Origin of the sequence: Hymenobacter lapidarius (assembly GCF_001816145.1) — a bacterium.
Taxonomy (GTDB): domain Bacteria; phylum Bacteroidota; class Bacteroidia; order Cytophagales; family Hymenobacteraceae; genus Hymenobacter; species Hymenobacter lapidarius.
Window position 1 is genome coordinate 55,429 of the sequence record NZ_MDZB01000055.1, and the last position, 19,993, is coordinate 75,421.

The window sequence follows — 19,993 nt, forward strand, 5'->3', positions numbered from 1 at the left end:
ACAGCGCAAGCAGTCTAGGACGGGTATTGCTCGATTCAGATTGCCCCAGGAGTTGTACAATACGCTTACATCATTGTTGGATTAACAAATAAACTTGTAATACCTTGCCGCTACATTGACCCTTTAAAGTCACTTTTTTCTTTTTTCCCACCTTCACTTTTTCACTCACCACTTCTATTCTTACATGAAACACTTTTTTTTCATGGTCGTCTTCCTGATGACTTGCCTGTTGCAGCAGGCGGTTGCCCAAGACAAGTCCGTATCCGGAAGGGTCACTGACGGTGCCAATGGTTCGGGCGTACCCGGTGTAACGGTACTCGCCAAAGGCACTAAGATTGGTACCGCTACCAACGCTGATGGTCAGTTCACGCTCTCCGTGCCAACTGCCACCACTACCCTTCAGTTCAGCTCCATTGGGTACAAAACCACGGAGCGCGATATCACCTCCACCGCCACGGTCGACGTTTCCCTCGCAGTTGAGGCGCGTAACCTGGACGAAGTGGTTGTAACCGGCCTGGGCACGAGCGTTGCCCGCTCCAATTCCGCTAACAACGTGGCTTCCATCTCGGCTGCCGAACTTGTTGGCAACACCCGCCCCGCGACGGTAGACGCTGCCATGTATGGCAAGTTGTCCGGAGCCGTTATCACCCAGAACAGTGGTGCGCCAGGTGGAGGTATTTCGGTGCAGCTGCGGGGGCCATCCTCGATTTCGAACAGCACAGAGCCTCTCTACATTATTGATGGTGTGTATGCCAACAACTCTTCTTATGACTCCGGGCGTGGTGCCAGTGCCTTTACGGCAGCCGGCGGCAGCCGTCAGGACGGTGCAACCAACCGCATGTCGGACATCAACCCCGATGACATTGAGTCAATCGAAGTACTGAAGGGTTCTTCGGCGGCGGCTATCTACGGTACGCGTGCCAACAACGGTGTTATCATCATTACCACCAAGCGTGGCAAAACGGGTCGTACCCAGGTTGGCTTCCGCCAAGACGTGGGCGTGACGACCATTCTGCGTCGCTTGGGCCAGGAGGACTGGACCGAAAACAAAATCCGCAACTTTGGCCGCCTGCGTGGTACGGGCACCGTGGCCGGTGAAATTGCACGCTTGAATGCCGCACAGGCTGCCGGGCAGATTTACGACTACGAAGATGAGATATTCGGCAACACTGGTTTCCTGAGCAATACGAACCTCAACGTTTCGGGCGGCAGCGATAAGATTCGTTACTACATCTCAGGCTCCAACGCCGACGAAGGCAGCATTGTAAAAAATCTGGGTTTCCGCCGCAGCTCCATTCGGGCCAACATCAATTCAGACATTAGCAAAAACCTGGAAATTGGAACGCAGACCAACTACACCAATGCGTCCAACCAGCGGGGTTTCACCAACAACGCTAACAACGACGCTTCGGTGAGCTACGCGCTGCCGTACCTGCCGAGCTACGCGAACCTGTTTCCCGTGAACGGCGTGTATCCCGACAACGAGTACGGTGGAGAAAGCCCACTGGCCATCCGTGACCGGGCCGTAAACGATGAAAAGACCAACCGTTTCATTCAGACGGGAACGCTGAACTACTACCTCCTGCGCAACGACCTCACCACGTTGCGGTTGAACGTGCAGGGAGGTGTGGACTACACCCTGACGGAACAGGAGCTTTACCTGCCCGACGATTTGCAGTCCCAGCGCGCCAATGCCAATCCAGGAGCGTCTCGCTATTCTAAAAATCGGCAGCTCAACACCAACCTGAACACCATTCTCGTGCTTCAGCACCAGCTGGGAAAAGTTGGTTTGACATCGCAGGCTGGTTTCGTGCGGTTGTCGCAAAACTTTGATGGCTCTTTCACCCAGGGCGAAGGCCTGATTCCAGGCACCCGCAACCCTGCGCTTGCCAAGATTCAAACCCTGGGGCAGGCTTTCACGCGGGTAACCGACATTGGCTACTTCGTTCAGCAGGAAGCCAACTTCGACGACAAGGTGATTGCAGCATTAGGTGTTCGGGCAGACAAAAGCACCTTGAACTCGGATGAGAACAAGATGTACTATTTCCCCAAGGCTTCGTTGGCCTTGAACATCGCCAAGTTTGATTTCTGGACGATTGACAAAGTGAGCCAGTTCAAAGTGCGCGCTGCGTATGGCGAAACCGGTGGAGCAGCTGGTTTTGGTGACTACTTCAGCCGCTTGTTGAGCGTGAGCATTGACAACCGTCTGGGCCTGCGCAACTCCACGCTCATCGGCTACGACAAAGTGGCTCCTGAGCGTGCTACCGAGTTAGAAGGCGGCGTGGACTTGGGCTTCTTTAACAACCGCCTCACCCTGGAGGCTACGGTTTACCGCAAGAATGTGAAAGGCCTCATTCTTACTCGCCCCTTGGCCCCTTCTACTGGTGCTACCAGCGTGACCGGTTTCCCCATCGGCGACATGGTTAACAAAGGCATTGAATTGGGCTTGGCCGTTACGGCCATCGACCGTCCAAATTTCCGCTACAACAACCGCACCCAGTTCTGGCTGAACCGCACGGAAGTAACCAAGTTGGACGTGGGCACCCAGATTGTTGGTCCTGGCTTCGGCAACTTCTTCGGCCGCAATCAGTTGAAGCTCAACGAGTCGCCTACCCGTTGGTTTGGCGCGCCACTGGTCAACGGCCAGCTGACTCCTTACCAGGAGTCGCAGCCGAAGTTCCAGATGACGTTTGCCAACAACTTCACCATCATGAAAAACATCGACTTCTCTTTCCTCATCCACGTGAAAGAAGGCGGTTACAACAGCACGCTTACCCAGTTGCTGTACGACGAAGGGGGTACAACGAAGGATTTCAGCAACGACCCTCAGACTGCCCCCGATGGCACCTTGACCACGCTCGGTGAGCGCCGTTACAACCAAGAGACTGGCGGTTTTATTCAAAACGCCAGCTACATGAAGCTGCGTGAGGTGTCGCTGTATTACACGTTCCAAAAGGCAGCTCTGGGTGAAACCTTTGGCCGGGCACTGGAGCGCGTTAAAATTGGCGTTTCCGGGAACAATCTCTTCCTCATAACGCCTTATAAAGGAGGCTATGACCCCGAAGTATCGGCTTTCGGTAGCCGTCCGGTAGGAGGTAACATTGACTTGGCGGCTTTTCCCAGCGCCCGTCGTATGTTCTTCCACTTGGCCCTGGATTTTTAATCCTTCCTTGGCATCTCATTCCTCGCTTCATTTCATATATAAAGATGTATAAATACTTAACCAAAGCCCTATGCCTAGGCGGTATGGTGCTTTCCTTGGGCTCTTGCAGTTTTTTCGAACTGGAAGATGTATCGGACCCCAACTTTCCGGATAGGTCGGCTTTCCTGGCCAACCCTACCAAGTCGCAGCTGGACTTTCTGGCTACGGGTATTTTCTCCGACCTGCGTACCAACGGTAGTGGTACCGGCCAGGGCATCCTGCTGGCCTACCAAGTGCCGGGCGTGATAGGCCGGGAAATCTATGTGCTTTCAACTTCGGATAACCGCTATGTGACCGAGCTGTTGGGCATCACCCCCATCGACAATGCCAACTTCTTGAGCGGTTACTTCGGCTCTTACTCTTCGGCTCGTCGCTCTGCCCGTACGCTGGCTGACGCAGCTGGCAACAGCCCCCAGATTACCGAGGAGCAGCGGAATGCTTACCTGGGCTTCGCCAACACGGCCGAAGCTTATGCAATGCTGGTTTTGTCGGATTTGCAGTACGAGAACGGCCTGCGTGTTGACGTGTCTGACCCGCTGAAGCCGGGCAAGATACTGCCCTACCCGCAGGTGGTGGCTGCCATCAAAGACAAGCTTGACCTGGCTGCTACCCAGTTCGCGAAAGCGGGTACCACGTTGCCATTTCCGGTTCCTTCCGGCTTTGCCAACTTCAACACCCCTGCAACCATGCTGCGCTTCAACCGTGCACTGGCTGCCCGGACGGCGATTCGCACCAACAAGTACACAGAGGCATTGGCAGCTGTGCAGGCCAGCTTTTTCAGCCTAACAGCTGCACCCACGGCGGGCCCCTTGTTCAACTACGGCGGCGCTAACCCCGATGTGTTTAATTCCCTCTTCCAGGTTCCCAACAGCAAAGGTTCTACCGTAGTAGTAGCGCACCCTTCGTTTGTTACGGACATCCGCCCCACCGACACCCGCATAAGCAAAGTCCGCAAGCGTGACTTGCGCGCTACCACGGGTTTGAGTTCGGAGTTCGAGCCCGCTATCTATGCCAGCAACACGGCTCCGATTCCGGTTATCAAGAACGAGGAACTCATCCTGATTGCTGCCGAAGCTTACCTCAACACTGCCAACAAGGCTAAGGCAGTAGAGGCCATCAATGTCTTGGCCAATTTCTACAAAGTAGCCCCTGTTACTATTGCTGATTCGGATGCTAAACTCCTGAATGAGATTCTCTACCACCGCCGCTATTCGCTCTTCTATGAAGGCCAGCGGTGGGTCGACCTGCGTCGTCTGAACCGTTTGGGAGATATTACTCCCGAGACGACTTCCGATGGTAAGAAAACCAGCGTGCTCAAGCAATTGCCCCTTCCCTTCGCTGAAGTGCAGTGGGACGTTGCCAACCCTTAAGCTGGGATTAATACCATAAAAAAAGCCCTTCGTATGTACGAAGGGCTTTTTTATGGTATTAATCCCTAGCTCCGCATCAAGAAGCCCTTGATGTACTCGTCCAGGTCGCCGTCGAGCACGTTCTGCACGTCGGTGCGCTCGATGCCCGTGCGCAGGTCCTTGATGAGCTTGTAAGGGTGCAGCACGTAGTTGCGAATCTGCGACCCGAAGTCGATGCGCTTTTTGGTGGCTTCTACCTTGTCGCGTTCGGCGTGGCGCTTGTCCATCTCGATTTGATAGAGGCGCGACTTGAGCATGCGCAGAGCGTGCTCCTTGTTCATGAGCTGGCTGCGCTCAATTTGCACGGCAATGATGATGCCGGACGGCGCGTGAGTGAGGCGCACGGCGGTTTCTACCTTGTTCACGTTCTGCCCACCGGCGCCACCGGCCCGGAAGGTATCCCAGGAGATATCGGCCGGGTTGATGTCGATGGTGATGGTGTCATCAATGACCGGGTAGGCAAACACCGACGCGAACGACGTGTGGCGCCGGCCACTGCTGTCGAACGGCGACATGCGCACCAGCCGGTGCACGCCAATCTCGCTTTTGAGGTAGCCGTAGGCAAAATCACCGTCGATTTCCAACGACGCGGACTTGATGCCCGCGCCCTCGCCCGGCTGGTAGCTGATTTGGCGCACGCCAAAGCCGTGGCTTTCGGCCCACATAATGTACATGCGCATGAGCATTTCGGCCCAGTCCTGGCTTTCGGTGCCCCCGGCACCGGGGTTAATGTCGATGATGGCCGACAGCTGGTCTTCCTCATCGGAGAGCATGCGCTTGAACTCCAGCTCTTCCACCTTCTTCATGCTGGCGTCGTAGTCGGCCAGCATTTCAGCTTCCGGCACGTCGCCCTCTTTGTAGAAGTCATAGAGCACCTCGGTATCGGCCAGGGCATGCTGCACGGCCTCGTAGTCGTCGGTCCAGGTCTTGATGGCCTTCACCTCGCGTAGCGTGGCTTCGGCGGCTTTCGAGTCGTCCCAGAAGCCGGGGGCGGTGGTTTGCGCCTCGGCGGCGGCTATTTGTTCTTTGCGGGCATCGTAGTCAAAGATACCTCCTCAGGGCCTCGGCGCGGCCCTTCAAGTCCTTTATCTGGTCTTGGGTCATGGTGGGGGATAGGTGAAGGGGCGGCCAGGATGCCGCGGGGGCCACACGGCCGCGCCCATTGGGTTGTCGAAAGCACGAAAGTACCTATTTCTGGCTCGTGCCATCGGGGACGGTACAATGGGAGCGTAATTTGCGACCTTTGTGAGCAGGTACGGCTGGTTCGTTTTCAACCACCACCGCATAAGAATATGCTGGCCAGAAGTAATGTTCTGGGGAAGTAGCGTTGCGTATGACGAACGAAGAAATGAAGCGCGACTTTGAGTCGGCCCACATAAAGCACGTGCATTTCAAGAGCAAGCTGCGCTCGTTTCTGTTTGGCAACGGCGGCGTAGAAGGGCCCCTGCGCGACCCCGAGCAGTGCAGCCTGGGCATGTGGATTGCCGAACGCATGCGGGGCGGTGGGCCTTATGCTCACCTGCCCGAATCCCGGCTCTTCGACCAGCAGCACAAGCTTATCCACAAGGAGGCCAACCGCCTGATGGACATGCAGCGGGCCGGTCTGGAAGAAGCCGCCATGGCGGGCATAGAGCCGCTGCGGGTTATTTCGGATGAGATGGCGAGCCTGCTTCGAACCATAGGGGCCAAGCTGCGTAGGGAGGCCTAAAAAAAGCACGGTGGCGCTATTACATGAAAATTAACCTTACTACAAAGCTGTTTGCCGGGTTTGTGATGCTACTCGCACTGTTTTCAGTGGTGGTGGTATTCTTTTATCAGCTGGCGGGGCAAGTAGTGCAAAATGCACAACGCGTGGACAACTCGCAGCGCATTTCCAATCGCGGGGTAACGCTGCTGCGCCATGTCATTGACATGCAAACGGGTTTCCGGGGCTATTTGCTGATTGGCAACGAGCAAATGCTGGCTCCCTACTACGAAGGCGAGCGGCAGCTCATCGGCCGCTTTGCCGAGTTGCGGGGCCTGGTGGCCGAAAACCCCCACCAGGTGGAGCTGGTTGACCAGACCCACCGGTTATTTCAGCAGTGGTCGGGCTATAGCCACTTGCTTGTGGCCGAAAAAAGAGCCGCTCGCCAGCGCAATGCGCAGCAAAGCGGCCTCGAAGGAATGGAGCACCGCGGCCTGGTGGAAAGTCTGAGCGGCAAGCGGGTAATGGACAACATTCGCCTGCGCCTGGATTCCTTTGAAAAAAGCGAGGCCCGCACCCGTGCCCAGCTGCGCCAGCGCCTCGACGATAGCATCCTCCGGGCGCAATGGCTGGCGGCCGGACTGGCCGTGACGGCCCTGGTGCTGGGCTTGCTCTGGGCCATCTACATCGTGCGGATTTTTGCCCGGCGCCTACGCAGCATGCTGGACCTGGCCCGGCGCATGGCCGACGGCGACTACAGCAGCCAGATAGTGGACACACAGCGGGACGAAGTGAGCGAACTGACAGCGGCCCTGAACACGATGGCCCTGACGGTGGGTGCCAACATCAGCCAGCTCGAAAGCCGCAACCAGGAGCTGGACCAGTTTGCCTACGTGGTGTCCCACGACCTGAAAGCCCCGCTGCGGGGCATCGAAAGTGCGTCGCGCTGGATTGAGGAAGACATGGGCAAGGACAACCTGCCGCCCCACATCCGCGAGTTTTTGGCCCTGATGCGCCAGCGGGTGTACCGCATGGAGAAGCTCATTTCCGGTATCCTGGACTTGGCCCGGGTAGGGCGGACTTCGCAGGCCGATGAAACGGTGTTTGTGCGCACGCTCCTGCGCGAAATAATTGACTCGCTCAACCCGCCGGCCGGCTTCAAAGTGGAGCTGCCGTTTTTCCTGCCCACGCTCACCACCAACGCAGTGCAGCTGCAGCAGGTGTTCACCAATCTCATCAGCAACGCGCTGAAATACCACGACCACCCCGCCACCGGCACCGTGGAGATTGGCTGCGACGATGCCGGGGAATTCTACCTGTTTTCGGTGGCTGATGACGGGCCGGGCATTGACCCGGAATATCACGACCGGATATTCGTGATATTCCAAACCCTGACCGAGCGCGACACCCTGGAAAGCACGGGTGTAGGCTTGGCCATCGTTAAAAAAATAGTGGAGCGCCAGGGCGGGCGTATCGGTATCAAATCGGCGGAGGGTCAGGGGGCTAAGTTCCTTTTTACCTGGCCCAAGCAGACGGCTAAAGCCAGTACTTTGAGCACCACCGTAGCCAAAGCGCCCAATTCTGCCGTACCACTCACTACTTAGCAGCCGCTTGTGCTGCTTTTGCGGGCATATTCCCGTTGTTGAAAATAGATAAGCCTATGTCCTCCGACCATCCCACGCCCAGCATTTTGCTCGTGGAAGACGACCAGATGGACGTCATGAACGTGCAGCGCGAGCTGCGACGCCAAAACATTGACGTGCCCCTGGTGCACGCCCGCAACGGCCGCGACGCCCTGAAAATGCTGCGTGGCGAGGGCGACGAAGCCAAAATACAGAAGCCCAGCTTGGTGATGCTCGACATCAACATGCCCCGCATGAACGGCCTGGAATTGCTAGAAACCCTCCGCGCCGACCCCGAGTTCTCCGATCTGAACGTCTTCATCATGACGACTTCCGACCTGGAGTCTGACCGGCTGAAAGCCCAGCAGCTTGCCGTGAGCGGTTACATCATCAAGCCCTTGAGCTTCGATACCTTTGGCGAAGGCGGCACCAGCGTCGACGGTTTTAGTCTGTTCCTCGACTTGCTAAGGCTGAAGTCTTAATTCTCTTCAAAATAGGTGCGCTTACAACAGCCGAAACCCCATGCGGTGGTGCGGGCTGGGGCCCTGTGCCCGAATGGCAGCGCGGTGCTTAGGGGTGGGGTAGCCCGCGTTTCGCTCCCAGCCGTAGTCCGGAAACGCAGCCGCCAGCGCCTGCATGTGCTCATCGCGAAAAGTCTTGGCCAGAATGGACGCGGCGGCAATGTTGCGGTACAGCGCATCGCCCCCAATCATGCAGGTGTGGGAGAAACCCAGCAAGGATGTAAACCGATTGCCATCGACCAGTAGGTGAGCCGGTGCGATGGGCAAAGCTGCCACCGCCCGGTGCATAGCTAGATAACTGGCCTTCGCAATATTGAGGCGCTCAATTTCCTCCACCGTGGCCTGGCCCACGGCCCAGGCCACCGCCTCGGCGCAGATGATGGGGCGCAACGTTTCGCGCCGTTTGGCTGTGAGCTGCTTGGAATCGTTGAGAAAGCGCGGGTTGAAATCGAGCGGCAGAATAACGGCCGCGGCAAACACGGGGCCGGCAAGGCAGCCACGCCCGGCTTCGTCAAGGCCGGCTTCGAGGGAATGACCGGTATAGGTGGCAAGGAGCATAGACAGGCAAAAGGGCACCGCACAAAAGTATACGGGCGCACGTTGCGGCCCGCTGCCCCACAACAAAACAACGCCTTCGCGCCAGCCGGTAGAAGCTGAGGCGAAGGCGTTGGGGCAAACGAAGCAAGCTGGGTGCAGCTGGCTGAATACTACTTGTGGCCGCCGGCATTGCTGCCGATGACGCCCGGCTCTTCTTCGCCGCGGGTGAAGCCCTGGCTGTCACGCGGCGCAATGGATGCGTCGATGTTTTCTTCTTCCTGGTCAGTGACGTACACGTTCGTCGTGGGGCCGAGGCCGCCGTTGTTTTTGGCTAGCTCAGCTTCGGCCTGGGCGTGGTGCAGCGTAAAAAGGGGGTCGCCGGTTTTAATTTCTTCTTTCTTATCTGCGTCGGATTTTTTGGAGGAATTAGCCATTGCGTTGCTGCAAAAGGACCGGAAAGTGAACGGTCGGCTTGCCTGTTGATGTACGCTGATTGGGGAGGTGGGGTTGGGGTGCCTGCCACCGCAAACCGGGCTATAGCGCCCAATGAAGCACAAAAAAAGGCCACCGCACGAGTGCGATGGCCTTAAAGTGGCGGGTCTGATTTAGAGGTGTCTACCCCACCTGGTCAATCAGAGCGCCGCCGCACGAGAGGTCCTTCCTTTCCACATTTCCAGCCCGTGCGGGGGTACTTATGCCTCAAAGGTACTAAATGGATGGGGGTGAAAGAAATGTTTTTTGGATTAACCAATGATTTTAGGCGGCCAACGGAGCAAATTGCCCGGCGAGGGCAATGCCAGCGGCTGCAATGAGCAGCTTGGCTTTCCTGAATAAACCTTAATTTTACAGCATTATTTTGCCTATTTTACTATTTTTATGGCTATTGCCTCCGAGCTGCAATTCGACGAAACCCACAACCCGTGGCAAACCCTGAGTACAGAAGTGAAATACAACAATTCTTGGATTTCGGTGCGCGAAGACCAGGTCTTAAACCCCGGCGGTGGAGCGGGCATCTACGGCGTGGTGAGCATGAAAAACAAGGCCCTGGGCATTGTCCCCGTTGATGCCGCCGGCAACACTTGGCTGGTGGGCCAGTACCGCTACCCCCTGAACGAGTACAGCTGGGAAATTCCCATGGGCGGGGGTTTGATTGAGCACGACATCCTGGCATCGGCGCAACGCGAGCTGAAGGAAGAAACCGGCCTCACCGCCGCCCGCTGGACCCGCATTGCCCGCCTGCACACCTCCAATTCCGTCACCGACGAAGAGGGCTTTGTGTTCCTGGCTGAAGACCTTACCCAGGGCCACTTGGAGCCGGAAGAAACCGAAGACCTACGCCTGTGGAAACTGCCCCTGGCCGAAGCCATCCGCATGGTGATGGACGACCGGATTACCGACGGCATCAGCGTGGCGGGCCTGCTGAAGGCCGAGAAATTCCTTGCAAGCCGCTAGCGGAAAAAGCGTTGTGGCCGGGTAGTATGGCTGGCGTGGGACGGCGGTTGCGCATCCACTTACCAGTTCTGCCAGCACCTCATTGGCCAGTGCCTAACTTTGTTGCTATGCGCCACCTGCTTCGTTACATCGGCCAGCGCCTCTACACTACCTGGGCCGTCTTCTGGTTCCTGGTTCCTTTTGTGCTCATATACCCGCTGCAGTGGTATTTCAGCCGCCGGCCAGATGGCGGCGGGGTAGTGCATGCCCTGAACCGGTTCTGGTCGACAATGTCCATTGCCATGTGGGGCGTGCCCGTGGAGGTAGTGCGGCATAGCCGGGAGCCCGCCCCGCGGCCCTGCGTATACGTGGCCAACCACGGCTCGTACGTTGACATCATGATGCTGTTCAAGCACATTCCCGGGTTCCTGAACATGATGGGTAAGTCCTCGCTGGCTAAGGTGCCGCTGTGGGGCCCAAACTTTGGGCGCGTCTACGTCACGGTGGACCGGGCCAGTGCCGTGAGCCGGGGCCGGGCCGTGGTGGCGGCGCGGCGCGGGCTGGCGCAGGGCAAGAGCATTGCCATTTTCGCCGAAGGCCGCATTTCTCCCAGGCCGGGATTTGAGATGCTGCCGTTGCTGGAAGGCGCTTTCCAGCTGGCCATCGAAGCCGGGGTGCCGCTGGTGCCCGTGTGCATGCCCCTGAACCACATGTTTATGCCCGATGTGGAGAAGGACCTGCGCGTGCGCTACCACCGGCTTAAAATCGTTTTCCATCCGCCCATTTCAACCACCGGCCTGACTCTGGCCGATATTCCGGCGCTGAAAGCGCGGGTGGCGGCCCAGCTGGCCGGAGACTTCCTGCCCGAAGGCGCCGTAAAGCCCGGCCCCAGCACGTGGCGGGCGCCGGCAACTGCTAATGCTTCCGCACAGGAACAGCCGCAGTCCGTCAATTCCTGATTTGTATTCCATTATTCTGCATTCCCTTGAGCACTGACCTTGGTACCCTGCGCGGCCTAGCCCATCTGGCCCGCCTCGAATTCGACGAAACCCGCGAGCAGCAAATGCTGGGTGATTTGAACAACATTCTTGATTTTGTGGCCCAGCTTGAAGGCGTGGACACGACGGGCGTGGAGCCGCTGGTGCACCTTTCCCAGGAAGTAAACGTGCTGCGCGACGACGACGCTCGCAACACCGTAAGCCACCAGGACGGCCTGCGCAACGCGCCCCGCAAGGATTCGGACTACTTCCGGGTGCCCAAAGTACTGGAGTAGTTGAGTACGAAACTGCTTTTTGCCCGTGCCTGGCGGCCCAGCTGGCTGGCCGTGCTGGCCACGCTGGCGGTGGGGCTGGTGGTGTTTCACTACTTCACCGGGGCCGATGCCACCCTGCCGGTTCGCCTGGTGCCGCACCTGCAGGAAATTCCGCTCACGCTGGAATCCGTAGCGGCCGGGCCCGTGCGCCTGCCCATTCAGGCCAGTGGCTTGGTTGCTACCCTCACGCACGATGTGGTGGGGCCCTTCACGGCGCCGGTCGCCGCCGCTTGCTTGCTGGTGCTCCTGGCTGTGGTGCTGGCCGGCTGGACTGCCGTAGTGAGCACGCTTGCGCGCACGGCTTTCGTGGCGGGCATGGTGCCGGTTATCTTTTTCCTGCTGTCTCTTAATACGGAGTCGCTGGGGATTTTCGGCACCGGCGAACGGTACTTTCTCTACCTGATGCTGGGCGTAGTGGGCGGCGGTGCTTTTGGCCTGCACGCCTTTGCCGAGCGCCTGTCGCTGGCCCGCCGTGGCCTGATCATGAGTCTGCTGGTGGCTGCAGTGAGCGGGCTCCTGTTTGCGCAAAGCCAGCTGCCGGCCGTTGAGACGGCCCTGCAGCTGGCTGCCTACGCTACGCCGGGCGGCGCGTTGCTGTTTGGCCTGCTCGTGCTGTGGGTGGGCGTGGAGAATATCCGGGCCCTGCTGTGGTTCAACACGCAGGCCGAGCAGCCCGCCAGCCGGTTTGGGCTCTGGCCTTTTGTGGCTGCGAGTCTGCTGTATCTGGGCGTGTTGTTTCTGTACGTGTGGAATGGCAGCGTTCTACAGCTATTGCCGGGCCTAACCCTGGACCCGCTGGTGCTACTGCTGCCCGCCGTGCTTGCCAGTGGGGTAGGCCTGCGGCTGCGGTCGCCGAGCTATGGCCAATGGGTTCCCTACGCTCAGGGCATGGCTCAGCTATACCCTGTCCTGGTGATGGGGGCGGCCGGGGCGTTGGCTTATGCCTTTGCCACCGACAATACCCCGCTGCTGGTCGCAGCGCGCAGCTTTACCGGGCTGGCGCTGCTGCTGGTGGGCATCGGTTTTTTTGTGTACGTTCTCGTGAATTTTATGCCGCTTATTCAGCGGCGGCTGCGGGTGTACCGGGTGGTGTTTGAGCCGCGGCGGCTGCCGTTTTACACGGTGTACATTCTGGCGGTGGTCGGCATTGCCATGGTCCAGACGCGCGAAAACCTACCTCTGCCCGACCAAGTGCGAGCGGGCCAGTACAACAACCTGGGCGACCTCACCCGCCAGCAAAGCGAAGCGCAGCCCGACGACCTCAGCTTGGCCCTGCTGGCCGAGCGGTATTACGCCGAGAGCGGCGACGTCCTATACCGAGGCAACCTGCACGCCCAGATGGGCCGCGCCGCGCTCTACCGCTTCCGCCAGCAGCGCCAGAACGAAATCAATGCCCTGAACCGCACCCTGCAGCGAGCCCCAAACGAGAAAGTGTCGCTCCGGCTGGCGGCACTGCACCGCGACCCGAACGACCTGTTTGAAGCACTGGACATCCTGCGGCGGGGCCTGCGTGCCATACCCCAAAGCGCGGCGCTCACCGGCGATTTGGCGCAGTTCTTCACCCAGACCGCCCTCACCGATTCCGTTGCTTTCTACCTGGACAAGACCGAAGAGCTGGCGCCGGGCAGCTATGCCAGCAAAACCAACCAGCTGGGCTTTTTGCTGAATCAGAACCTGCTGAAGGAAGCCCAAAAGCTTCGCGACAAGAACACTGCCCAGGCCAATGAGCCCGCGCTGGCCAGCAACTACACGTTGCTACAGCTGCTGAGCAATCCGGGCACGTCGGAAAGCACGCCTGCCATATCCGAGGGGCTAAAGGCGTTGGATGATGCCAGTTTTGCGCAGCTCTACCACGTGGTGCTGCTCAATTCGACCACGCACCCCGACCGGCTTACGGTGCCATTGCTGGCGCGGCTGGCGGGGCTGGCCAACGAGCCGGCAAACGAGAACTACTACGAGCAGCTGCTTTTTCTGCAGGCCCTGGCGCGCCATGCGCGCGGGGAGGAGCAAATGGCCCGGCAGTTGCTGCTACCGCTGGCCAGCGGTACCACGGCCAGTGCCGCCTACTACCAGCAGCTGCTGGGCATGTGGCAGCTGCAGCAGGGGCAGTATGCCACCGCGGCCGACCAACTGGAATTTGCGGCTACCAACGGCGCTACCCAAGCCCGCGAGGCCCGCGTGTATGCCCTGGCCCTGAGCGGCCGCCCCGATTCGGCGCGAATGGCCGCGCTTCGGCTCGTGGCGGCGGCCGATTCGGGGCAGCGGCAGTGGGGGCGGCAGGCCCTGCGTGCGCTGGCCACCGGCCTTTCACCTTCAGCCAAGAACAACTCGGCCCGCGTGGGAGACAGCTGGCTGCGCCTGGCCCAACAAGCCGAGCAGCAGCAGAATGACGCGGCTGCTGCTAGAAACTACCAGCGCATTGTGCGTGAGGCGCCTTTCAACGAAGGGGCCGTACTGGTGGCTGGCCGCTTCTACACCCGCCGCCGCAACTACCCGGCGGCGTACGAAGCGCTACGGGCGGGCCTGGCCGAAAACCCTGAGTCGCTGGCGCTGTTGCGAGCCTACGTACTAGCCGCCGCCGATGCCGGGCTCATCGAGTACGCAGTGGATGCGCGGGCACAGCTGCGCCAGCGGCTGCCTGCGTCGGCATATGCTAATTTAGCTGCTGAATATGCCGCGCGCCAAACAACCCGCGCGGCCCAGGCCGACTCTTTTTCTGTGGCTCCGGCCACCTCACCTCTGCAATAAGACCCTAGCGCTATGAATCCCAACGTCATTGAAACCACGGACATTGCCAAAGCCTACGTGATGGGGGCGGAGGTAATACACGCCCTGCGCTCGGTAAGTATCAAAATTCCGCGCGGCGAGTACGTGGCCTTCATGGGGCCGTCGGGTTCGGGCAAGTCTACGCTGATGAACATTGTGGGCTGTCTGGACACACCAAGCAAGGGCCAATACATTCTCAACGGGCAGGACGTGAGCCGCATGAGCGACAACCAGCTGGCGGAGGTGCGCAACAAGGAAATCGGCTTCGTTTTCCAGAGCTTCAACCTGCTGCCCCGCGCCAGTGCCCTCGACAACGTGGCCCTGCCGCTCATTTACGCGGGCCTCAGCAAGCGCGAACGCAACGAGCGGGCCCTGGAGTCGCTACGGGCCGTGGGCCTGGCCGACCGCGCCTCGCACCGGCCCAATGAGCTCAGCGGGGGCCAGCGCCAGCGCGTGGCCATTGCCCGGGCCTTGGTAAACAACCCCAGCGTGCTGCTGGCCGACGAACCCACCGGCGCCTTAGATTCCAAGACCAGCCACGAAATCATGGATTTGTTTGAGGCGCTGTATGCCAAAGGCAACACCATTATCATGGTGACGCACGAGGAGGACATTGCCCGCTACGCGCACCGCATTGTGCGCCTGCGCGACGGCCTAGTGGAATCCGATGAGATAAACCACAACGTTCATTCGCACGCGGTAGCGGAGCATTGATTTCTCTGCGAGCCGCCGCCAATTGCGCCGCGAGGCGTCGGCAGCGCATCACTAACCACCAGCCATGAAAATCTACACCAAAACCGGCGACACCGGCCTCACTTCCCTAATTGGTGGCACGCGCGTGCCGAAGAGCAGCCTGCGCATTGACTGCTACGGCACGGTAGACGAGCTGAACTCCTACATCGGCCTGGTGCGCGACCAGGACGTGAACGCCACCCGCCGGCCGCTGCTCAAGGAAATTCAGGACCGCCTCTTCACCATGGGGTCGGCCCTGGCCGCCGACCCGGACAAGTCGAAGATGAAACTGCCCGACTTGCACGCGGGTGACGTGACCCTGCTGGAAGAAGAAATGGACCGCATGAACGCCGAACTGCCGGAGCTGCGGGCGTTTATTCTGCCGGGTGGGCACCCCGCCGTGAGCCACGCCCACGTAGCACGGTGCGTGTGCCGCCGGGCCGAGCGCATGGTCATTCACCTGAGCGAGGAATCTTTTGTGGCTGAACTCGTTATCGTTTATCTAAATCGTCTCTCCGACTACCTGTTTGTGCTTAGCCGGTACATGGCGCACGAGCTGGGCGTGGAGGAGGTGACCTGGAAGGCCCGGCTTTAGGCCGACTGCCTCCGCTTTGACTGGGCTGGTTAGTGCCAGGTCAGGGCCGAAATAATCCTGATTTGGGGCCAGCCGGCTACTTGTCTTTGCCATTTCAGCCACACTACTCCCAAACTCCGTATTCGGAAAATCCCACCCATCTGTACTCCCAAAGAGCTCCGTTATGATAGACATTCTTCCCATTCGCACGCAACGTTCCACAACCTCACGCCTGGCCGAACTGGACCCCAAGCTGGAGTTTGGTAAGGTGTATTCTGACCACATGTTTGTCGTGGATTTCCACAACGGCGAATGGCAGGAAGCGCAAATTATGCCGTTTGGCGACATGGTAGTGAGCCCGGCTAACTCGGCGTTGCACTACGGCCAGGCCATTTTTGAAGGCATGAAAGCCTACCACCAGGCCGACGGCGGGGTGGCCCTGTTTCGCCCTTTGGATAACTGGGCTCGGCTCAACGCCTCGGCTGAGCGCATGTGCATGCCGCACATGCCCGAAGAGCTATTTATGCAAGGCCTCATTGAGTTGCTGCGCCTGGATACCGCCTGGGTGCCCACGGCGGCGGGCAGCTCGCTCTATATCCGTCCGTTTATGTTCGCCACCGATGGCTTCATCGGCGTGCGGCCGTCGGAGTCCTACCGCTTCATGATTTTTACGAGCCCCGTGGGCCTGTACTACAACAAGGCCCTGCGCGTGCGCTTCGAGCAGAAGTACGTGCGCTCGGCCGAAGGCGGCGCGGGCTTTGCCAAAAACGCCGGCAACTACGGCGCGGCCATGTACCCCACCAAGCTGGCCCAGCAGGAAGGCTACAACCAGCTCATCTGGACCGACGCATCGGAGCACCAGTACGTGGAAGAATCGGGCACGATGAACGCCATTTTTGTAATCGACGGCCGTGTGGTTACGCCCGCGCTCAGCACCAGCATTCTTGATGGCGTGACGCGCCGCAGCGTGCTGCAGCTGGCCCGCGACATGGGCCTTGTGGTGGAAGAGCGCAAGGTGAGCAGCCGCGAGGTAATGGAGGCCTTGGCCGCCGGCAAGCTGGAGGAAGCCTTTGGGGTAGGCACGGCCGCTACCATTGCGCCCATTGCCACCATCGGCTACGAAGGCCACGACTACGAGCTGCCCGAGGTGGGGCCCAATGCTTTCTCGAAGCGCGTGGGAGCAGCCTTAGAAGCCATTCGTTCCGGCGAAGGCGCCGACGTCCACAACTGGATGGTGCGCGTGTAGCGAGTAAGTAGACTGTCATGCTGAGCTTGTCGAAGCATCTCTACCGCTTCGTAGCAGTCAGTACTGATTACTTGCGTAGTAGAGATGCTTGACAAGCTCAGCATGACAGTCTATAATTAAAAGCCGCTTCACTCTGAGGCGGCTTTTCTTTTTTGCCGCACCTTTGCACCACCAAGTACATTCCCACTCAGTCACTCTTATGACCGTTTCTCTGAAAACCGTTACCCTCGACGACACGCACCGAAAGCTGGGTGCTAAAATGGTGCCTTTTGCCGGCTACGACATGCCCGTGCGGTATTCCTCCGATTTGGACGAACACCATACCGTGCGGCGCGCGGTGGGCATTTTCGACGTGTCGCACATGGGCGAGTTTCGGGTGCGCGGCCCGCAGGCCCTGGACCTTATTCAGCGCGTAACCAGCAACGATGCGAGCAAGCTCGCTGATGGCAAAGCCCAGTATTCCTGCCTGCCCAACCACGAAGGCGGCATCGTGGACGACCTGCTGGTGTACAAGCTGGCCGATGAAGACTACCTGCTGGTGGTGAACGCCTCCAACATCGAGAAGGACTGGAACTGGATTCAGCAGCACAACCGGGACGGCGCGGAAATGGAAGACATTTCGGACCGCACCAGCTTGTTTGCGGTGCAGGGCCCCAAAGCCGCTGCTGCGCTGCAGGCCCTCACCGACGTGGACCTGAGCAACGTTCCGTACTACTCCTTCGTGCAGAGCACGTTTGCCGGGGCCCCCAACGTCATTATCTCGGCCACGGGCTACACCGGCGCCGGGGGCTTTGAACTGTACATCCCGAATGAAAGCGCCGGGGCGGTGTGGGACAAAATCATGACCGCGGGCCAGGAATACGGCATCAAGCCGATTGGCCTCGGGGCCCGCGACACCCTGCGCCTGGAAATGGGCTTCGCCCTCTACGGCAACGACATCGACGACACCACGTCGCCGCTGGAAGCCGGCCTGGGCTGGATTACGAAGTTCACCAAAGACTTCACCAACGCCGACAACCTCAAAAAGCAGAAGGAAGCGGGCGTCAACAAAAAGCTCGTCGCTTTCATCATGGACGGCACCGGCATTCCGCGGGGCCACTACGAGCTGGTAGACGCCGAAGGCCAGAAAATCGGCGACGTAACCAGCGGTACCCAGTCGCCTTCGCTCAGCAAGGGCATTGGCATGGGCTACGTGAAAACCGAGTTTGCCGCGCCCGGCACCCAGATTTTCGTGCAGATTCGCGGGAAAAACCTGCCTGCTACGGTAAACAAGCTGCCCCTGACCAAAGGAGCGGAAGTATAAACGGTTAGTGGTTAGTGGTTAACGGCTAGTCGTTAACCACTAACCACTAATCACTAACCACTTAAAAGTGCCCCAATTAGATATCTGCTTCTCGCCGGAGCTGCTGCATCTGTATGACCTGCGGGGAAAAGTGGCCGTTATCGTGGATATTCTGCGGGCTTCCAGCACCATTGTCACGGCGCTGGGGGAGGGCGTGACGCACGTTTTTCCGGTGGCCACGCTGGACGAATGCACCGCCTATGGCCAGGAGCACAACTGCCTGACGGCGGCCGAGCGCGACGGGCTGCCCGCCGCCGGCTTCGACCTAGGCAACTCGCCGTTTGGGTTCCTAGATGCTCAGCGGCCGGTTCGAGGCCGCGCCCTGGCCATTAGCACCACCAACGGTACCACGCCCTGCGCCGCTCCCTGGCCGCTGATGCCGTGGTAGTGGGCGCCTTTCTAAACCTGGCTGCCGTGGCCGATTTTGTCCGGGCGCAGGGCCGCGAAGTGCTGGTGGTATGTGCCGGCTGGAAAGGCCAGTTCTGTCTGGAAGACACGGTATTTGGCGGTGCCCTGGCGGCGCGGCTAGCGTCGGAGTTCGACGTGCGCAGCTCCGATGCTGCCCTGGCCGCGCTGCACCTCTGGCAGCAGGGCAAGGCGGACCTGTCCAACTACCTGCTGCAGTCAGCGCACGTGCGCCGGCTCAACTCGCTAGAGGCCAGCAAAGACTTTGAATTCTGCCTGCAAATCGACGCCTACGCCCAGGTGCTGCCCCTCTGGCAGCACGACCGGCTGATTAATAACGGTTAGTGATTAGCGGTTAGTGGTTAACCCTCAAACTGACCATTAACTACTAACCGCTAATCACTAATCGTTATTATTTCAGCTTTTCGTTGTCTTGATGGCGCTGGCTGTCGCGCTGGGTCTTTTTGGCGAGGTTGCGCGTCAGGGCCTCGGTCAGGTCGACGCCGGTTTGGTTGGCGAGGCAGATGACCACGAACAGCACATCGGCCAGCTCGTCACCCAATTCGCGTCCTTTGTCTGATTCCTTGAAGGACTGCTCGCCGTACTGCCGGGAAATGAGCCGGGCCACTTCGCCCACTTCTTCGGTGAGGATGGCCATGTTGGTCAGCTCGTTGAAATAGCGGACGCCCGTGGTCGTAATCCAGGTGTCAACGGTCTTTTGGGCTTCTTCGATGGTCATGGTCTGGGGATGTGAAAGCTAGGCTGGCGAATCCAGCACAATAGTTACCGGGCCGTCGTTGAGGAGGCTGACTTGCATGTCGGCGCCGAAAATGCCGGTGGGCACGGGCTTGCCCAGCTCTGCGGCCACCAGGGCCACAAATTGCTCGTAGAGGGGTTCGGCCACAGGTGGAGGCGCGGCTCCAATGTAGCTGGGGCGGTTGCCCTTGCGGGCATCGGCCAGCAGCGTAAACTGACTGACCACCAGGATTTCGCCGCCGGTGTCGGACACGCTGCGGTTCATCTGCCCGTTCTCGTCCCCAAAAATGCGGAGCTGCACCAGCTTGCGGCACATCCACGTGAGCGCGGCGGTAGTATCGGTGGGGGCGAAACCGGCCAGCGCCAGCAGGCCCGGGCCAATCTGGCCCGTAACCTGGCCATCGACGGTGACCTGGGCCTGGCTGACGCGCTGAATAACGAGACGCATGAACGG

The 19,993-nt window shown here is 59.3% G+C and carries 18 protein-coding genes and 1 pseudogene; 14 read left to right on the top strand and 5 right to left on the bottom strand.

From position 1 onward, the window contains the following. The first annotated feature begins 184 nt into the window (after positions 1 to 184). The gene (locus tag BEN47_RS02420; RefSeq protein WP_070724693.1) at positions 185 to 3,163 is read left to right on the top strand and encodes a SusC/RagA family TonB-linked outer membrane protein; all 2,979 of its coding nucleotides are present in this window, start codon (positions 185 to 187) and stop codon (positions 3,161 to 3,163) included. A gap of 83 nt (positions 3,164 to 3,246) precedes the next feature. After that, positions 3,247 to 4,572, top strand: coding sequence for a RagB/SusD family nutrient uptake outer membrane protein (locus BEN47_RS02425; RefSeq protein WP_070724695.1), 1,326 nt, complete (start codon positions 3,247 to 3,249; stop codon positions 4,570 to 4,572). 65 nt (positions 4,573 to 4,637) lie between these two features. Here the strand turns inward: BEN47_RS02425 and prfB are convergent. Further along, positions 4,638 to 5,715, bottom strand: a protein-coding gene (prfB, locus tag BEN47_RS02430; protein WP_125921458.1) for a peptide chain release factor 2 whose coding sequence is annotated in 2 segments (ribosomal slippage) — positions 4,638 to 5,654 and positions 5,656 to 5,715 — 1,077 coding nt in all. Because the reading frame shifts where the segments join, the coding sequence is not laid out codon by codon here. 229 nt (positions 5,716 to 5,944) lie between these two features. Here prfB and BEN47_RS02435 point away from each other — a divergent pair. Genes BEN47_RS02435 through BEN47_RS02445 form a run of 3 tightly spaced genes read left to right on the top strand, consistent with a single transcriptional unit; the run spans position 5,945 to position 8,399 of the window. Beyond that, positions 5,945 to 6,319 (top strand): CZB domain-containing protein, encoded by a 375-nt coding sequence (locus BEN47_RS02435; RefSeq protein ID WP_070724699.1) that lies wholly within the window; start codon positions 5,945 to 5,947, stop codon positions 6,317 to 6,319. 23 nt (positions 6,320 to 6,342) lie between these two features. After that, entirely contained in the window at positions 6,343 to 7,899 is a 1,557-nt protein-coding gene (locus BEN47_RS02440) for a sensor histidine kinase (protein WP_070724702.1), read from the top strand. A 56-nt stretch (positions 7,900 to 7,955) separates the two neighbouring features. Next, a complete protein-coding gene (locus BEN47_RS02445; protein WP_070724705.1) occupies positions 7,956 to 8,399 on the top strand; it encodes a response regulator in 444 nt (147 codons plus the stop codon). A gap of 21 nt (positions 8,400 to 8,420) precedes the next feature. Here BEN47_RS02445 and rnhB read toward each other — a convergent pair whose 3' ends face one another. After that, on the bottom strand, positions 8,421 to 8,996 hold the full coding sequence (gene rnhB, locus BEN47_RS02450) for a ribonuclease HII (protein ID WP_070724707.1): 576 nt from the start codon (positions 8,994 to 8,996) through the stop codon (positions 8,421 to 8,423). Positions 8,997 to 9,145: 149 nt separating this feature from the next. Then, on the bottom strand, positions 9,146 to 9,409 hold the full coding sequence (locus tag BEN47_RS02455; RefSeq protein ID WP_070724709.1) for a hypothetical protein: 264 nt from the start codon (positions 9,407 to 9,409) through the stop codon (positions 9,146 to 9,148). 442 nt (positions 9,410 to 9,851) lie between these two features. Between BEN47_RS02455 and BEN47_RS02460 the strand changes: the two genes are divergently transcribed. The 9 genes and pseudogenes from BEN47_RS02460 (at position 9,852) to BEN47_RS02500 (ending at position 19,128) form a co-directional block, all read left to right on the top strand. After that, positions 9,852 to 10,427 carry an NUDIX domain-containing protein gene (locus tag BEN47_RS02460; RefSeq protein WP_070724710.1) on the top strand — a complete coding sequence of 192 codons (576 nt, stop codon included), beginning with the start codon at positions 9,852 to 9,854 and terminating at the stop codon, positions 10,425 to 10,427. Between the two features lie 107 nt (positions 10,428 to 10,534). Continuing rightward, positions 10,535 to 11,365, top strand: coding sequence for a lysophospholipid acyltransferase family protein (locus BEN47_RS02465; RefSeq protein ID WP_070724713.1), 831 nt, complete (start codon positions 10,535 to 10,537; stop codon positions 11,363 to 11,365). A gap of 26 nt (positions 11,366 to 11,391) precedes the next feature. Next, positions 11,392 to 11,679, top strand: a complete 288-nt coding sequence (gatC, locus tag BEN47_RS02470) for an Asp-tRNA(Asn)/Glu-tRNA(Gln) amidotransferase subunit GatC (RefSeq protein ID WP_070724715.1) — start codon at positions 11,392 to 11,394, stop codon at positions 11,677 to 11,679. Then, entirely contained in the window at positions 11,680 to 14,466 is a 2,787-nt protein-coding gene (locus BEN47_RS02475) for a tetratricopeptide repeat protein (RefSeq protein WP_070724717.1), read from the top strand. It abuts the gene before it with no gap. Positions 14,467 to 14,478: 12 nt separating this feature from the next. Continuing rightward, positions 14,479 to 15,198: an ABC transporter ATP-binding protein gene (locus BEN47_RS02480; RefSeq protein WP_070724719.1), complete on the top strand. Its 720-nt coding sequence runs from the start codon at positions 14,479 to 14,481 to the stop codon at positions 15,196 to 15,198. A 64-nt stretch (positions 15,199 to 15,262) separates the two neighbouring features. Beyond that, on the top strand, positions 15,263 to 15,811 hold the full coding sequence (locus tag BEN47_RS02485) for a cob(I)yrinic acid a,c-diamide adenosyltransferase (protein ID WP_070724720.1): 549 nt from the start codon (positions 15,263 to 15,265) through the stop codon (positions 15,809 to 15,811). Between the two features lie 163 nt (positions 15,812 to 15,974). Then, positions 15,975 to 17,036, top strand: a complete 1,062-nt coding sequence (locus BEN47_RS02490) for a branched-chain amino acid aminotransferase (protein ID WP_070724722.1) — start codon at positions 15,975 to 15,977, stop codon at positions 17,034 to 17,036. 199 nt (positions 17,037 to 17,235) lie between these two features. After that, complete coding sequence (gene gcvT / locus BEN47_RS02495; protein ID WP_193427124.1) at positions 17,236 to 18,339, top strand: glycine cleavage system aminomethyltransferase GcvT; 1,104 nt, start codon at positions 17,236 to 17,238, stop codon at positions 18,337 to 18,339. Positions 18,340 to 18,481: 142 nt separating this feature from the next. Beyond that, positions 18,482 to 19,128 (top strand): annotated as a pseudogene (locus BEN47_RS02500) (2-phosphosulfolactate phosphatase). Positions 19,129 to 19,195: 67 nt separating this feature from the next. Here the strand turns inward: BEN47_RS02500 and BEN47_RS02505 are convergent. Together BEN47_RS02505 and dtd are read right to left on the bottom strand one after the other, a co-directional pair. Beyond that, complete coding sequence (locus BEN47_RS02505; RefSeq protein ID WP_070724723.1) at positions 19,196 to 19,522, bottom strand: nucleotide pyrophosphohydrolase; 327 nt, start codon at positions 19,520 to 19,522, stop codon at positions 19,196 to 19,198. Between the two features lie 18 nt (positions 19,523 to 19,540). Next, a complete protein-coding gene (gene dtd, locus BEN47_RS02510) occupies positions 19,541 to 19,987 on the bottom strand; it encodes a D-aminoacyl-tRNA deacylase (protein WP_070724725.1) in 447 nt (148 codons plus the stop codon). Positions 19,988 to 19,993: the final 6 nt, after the last annotated feature.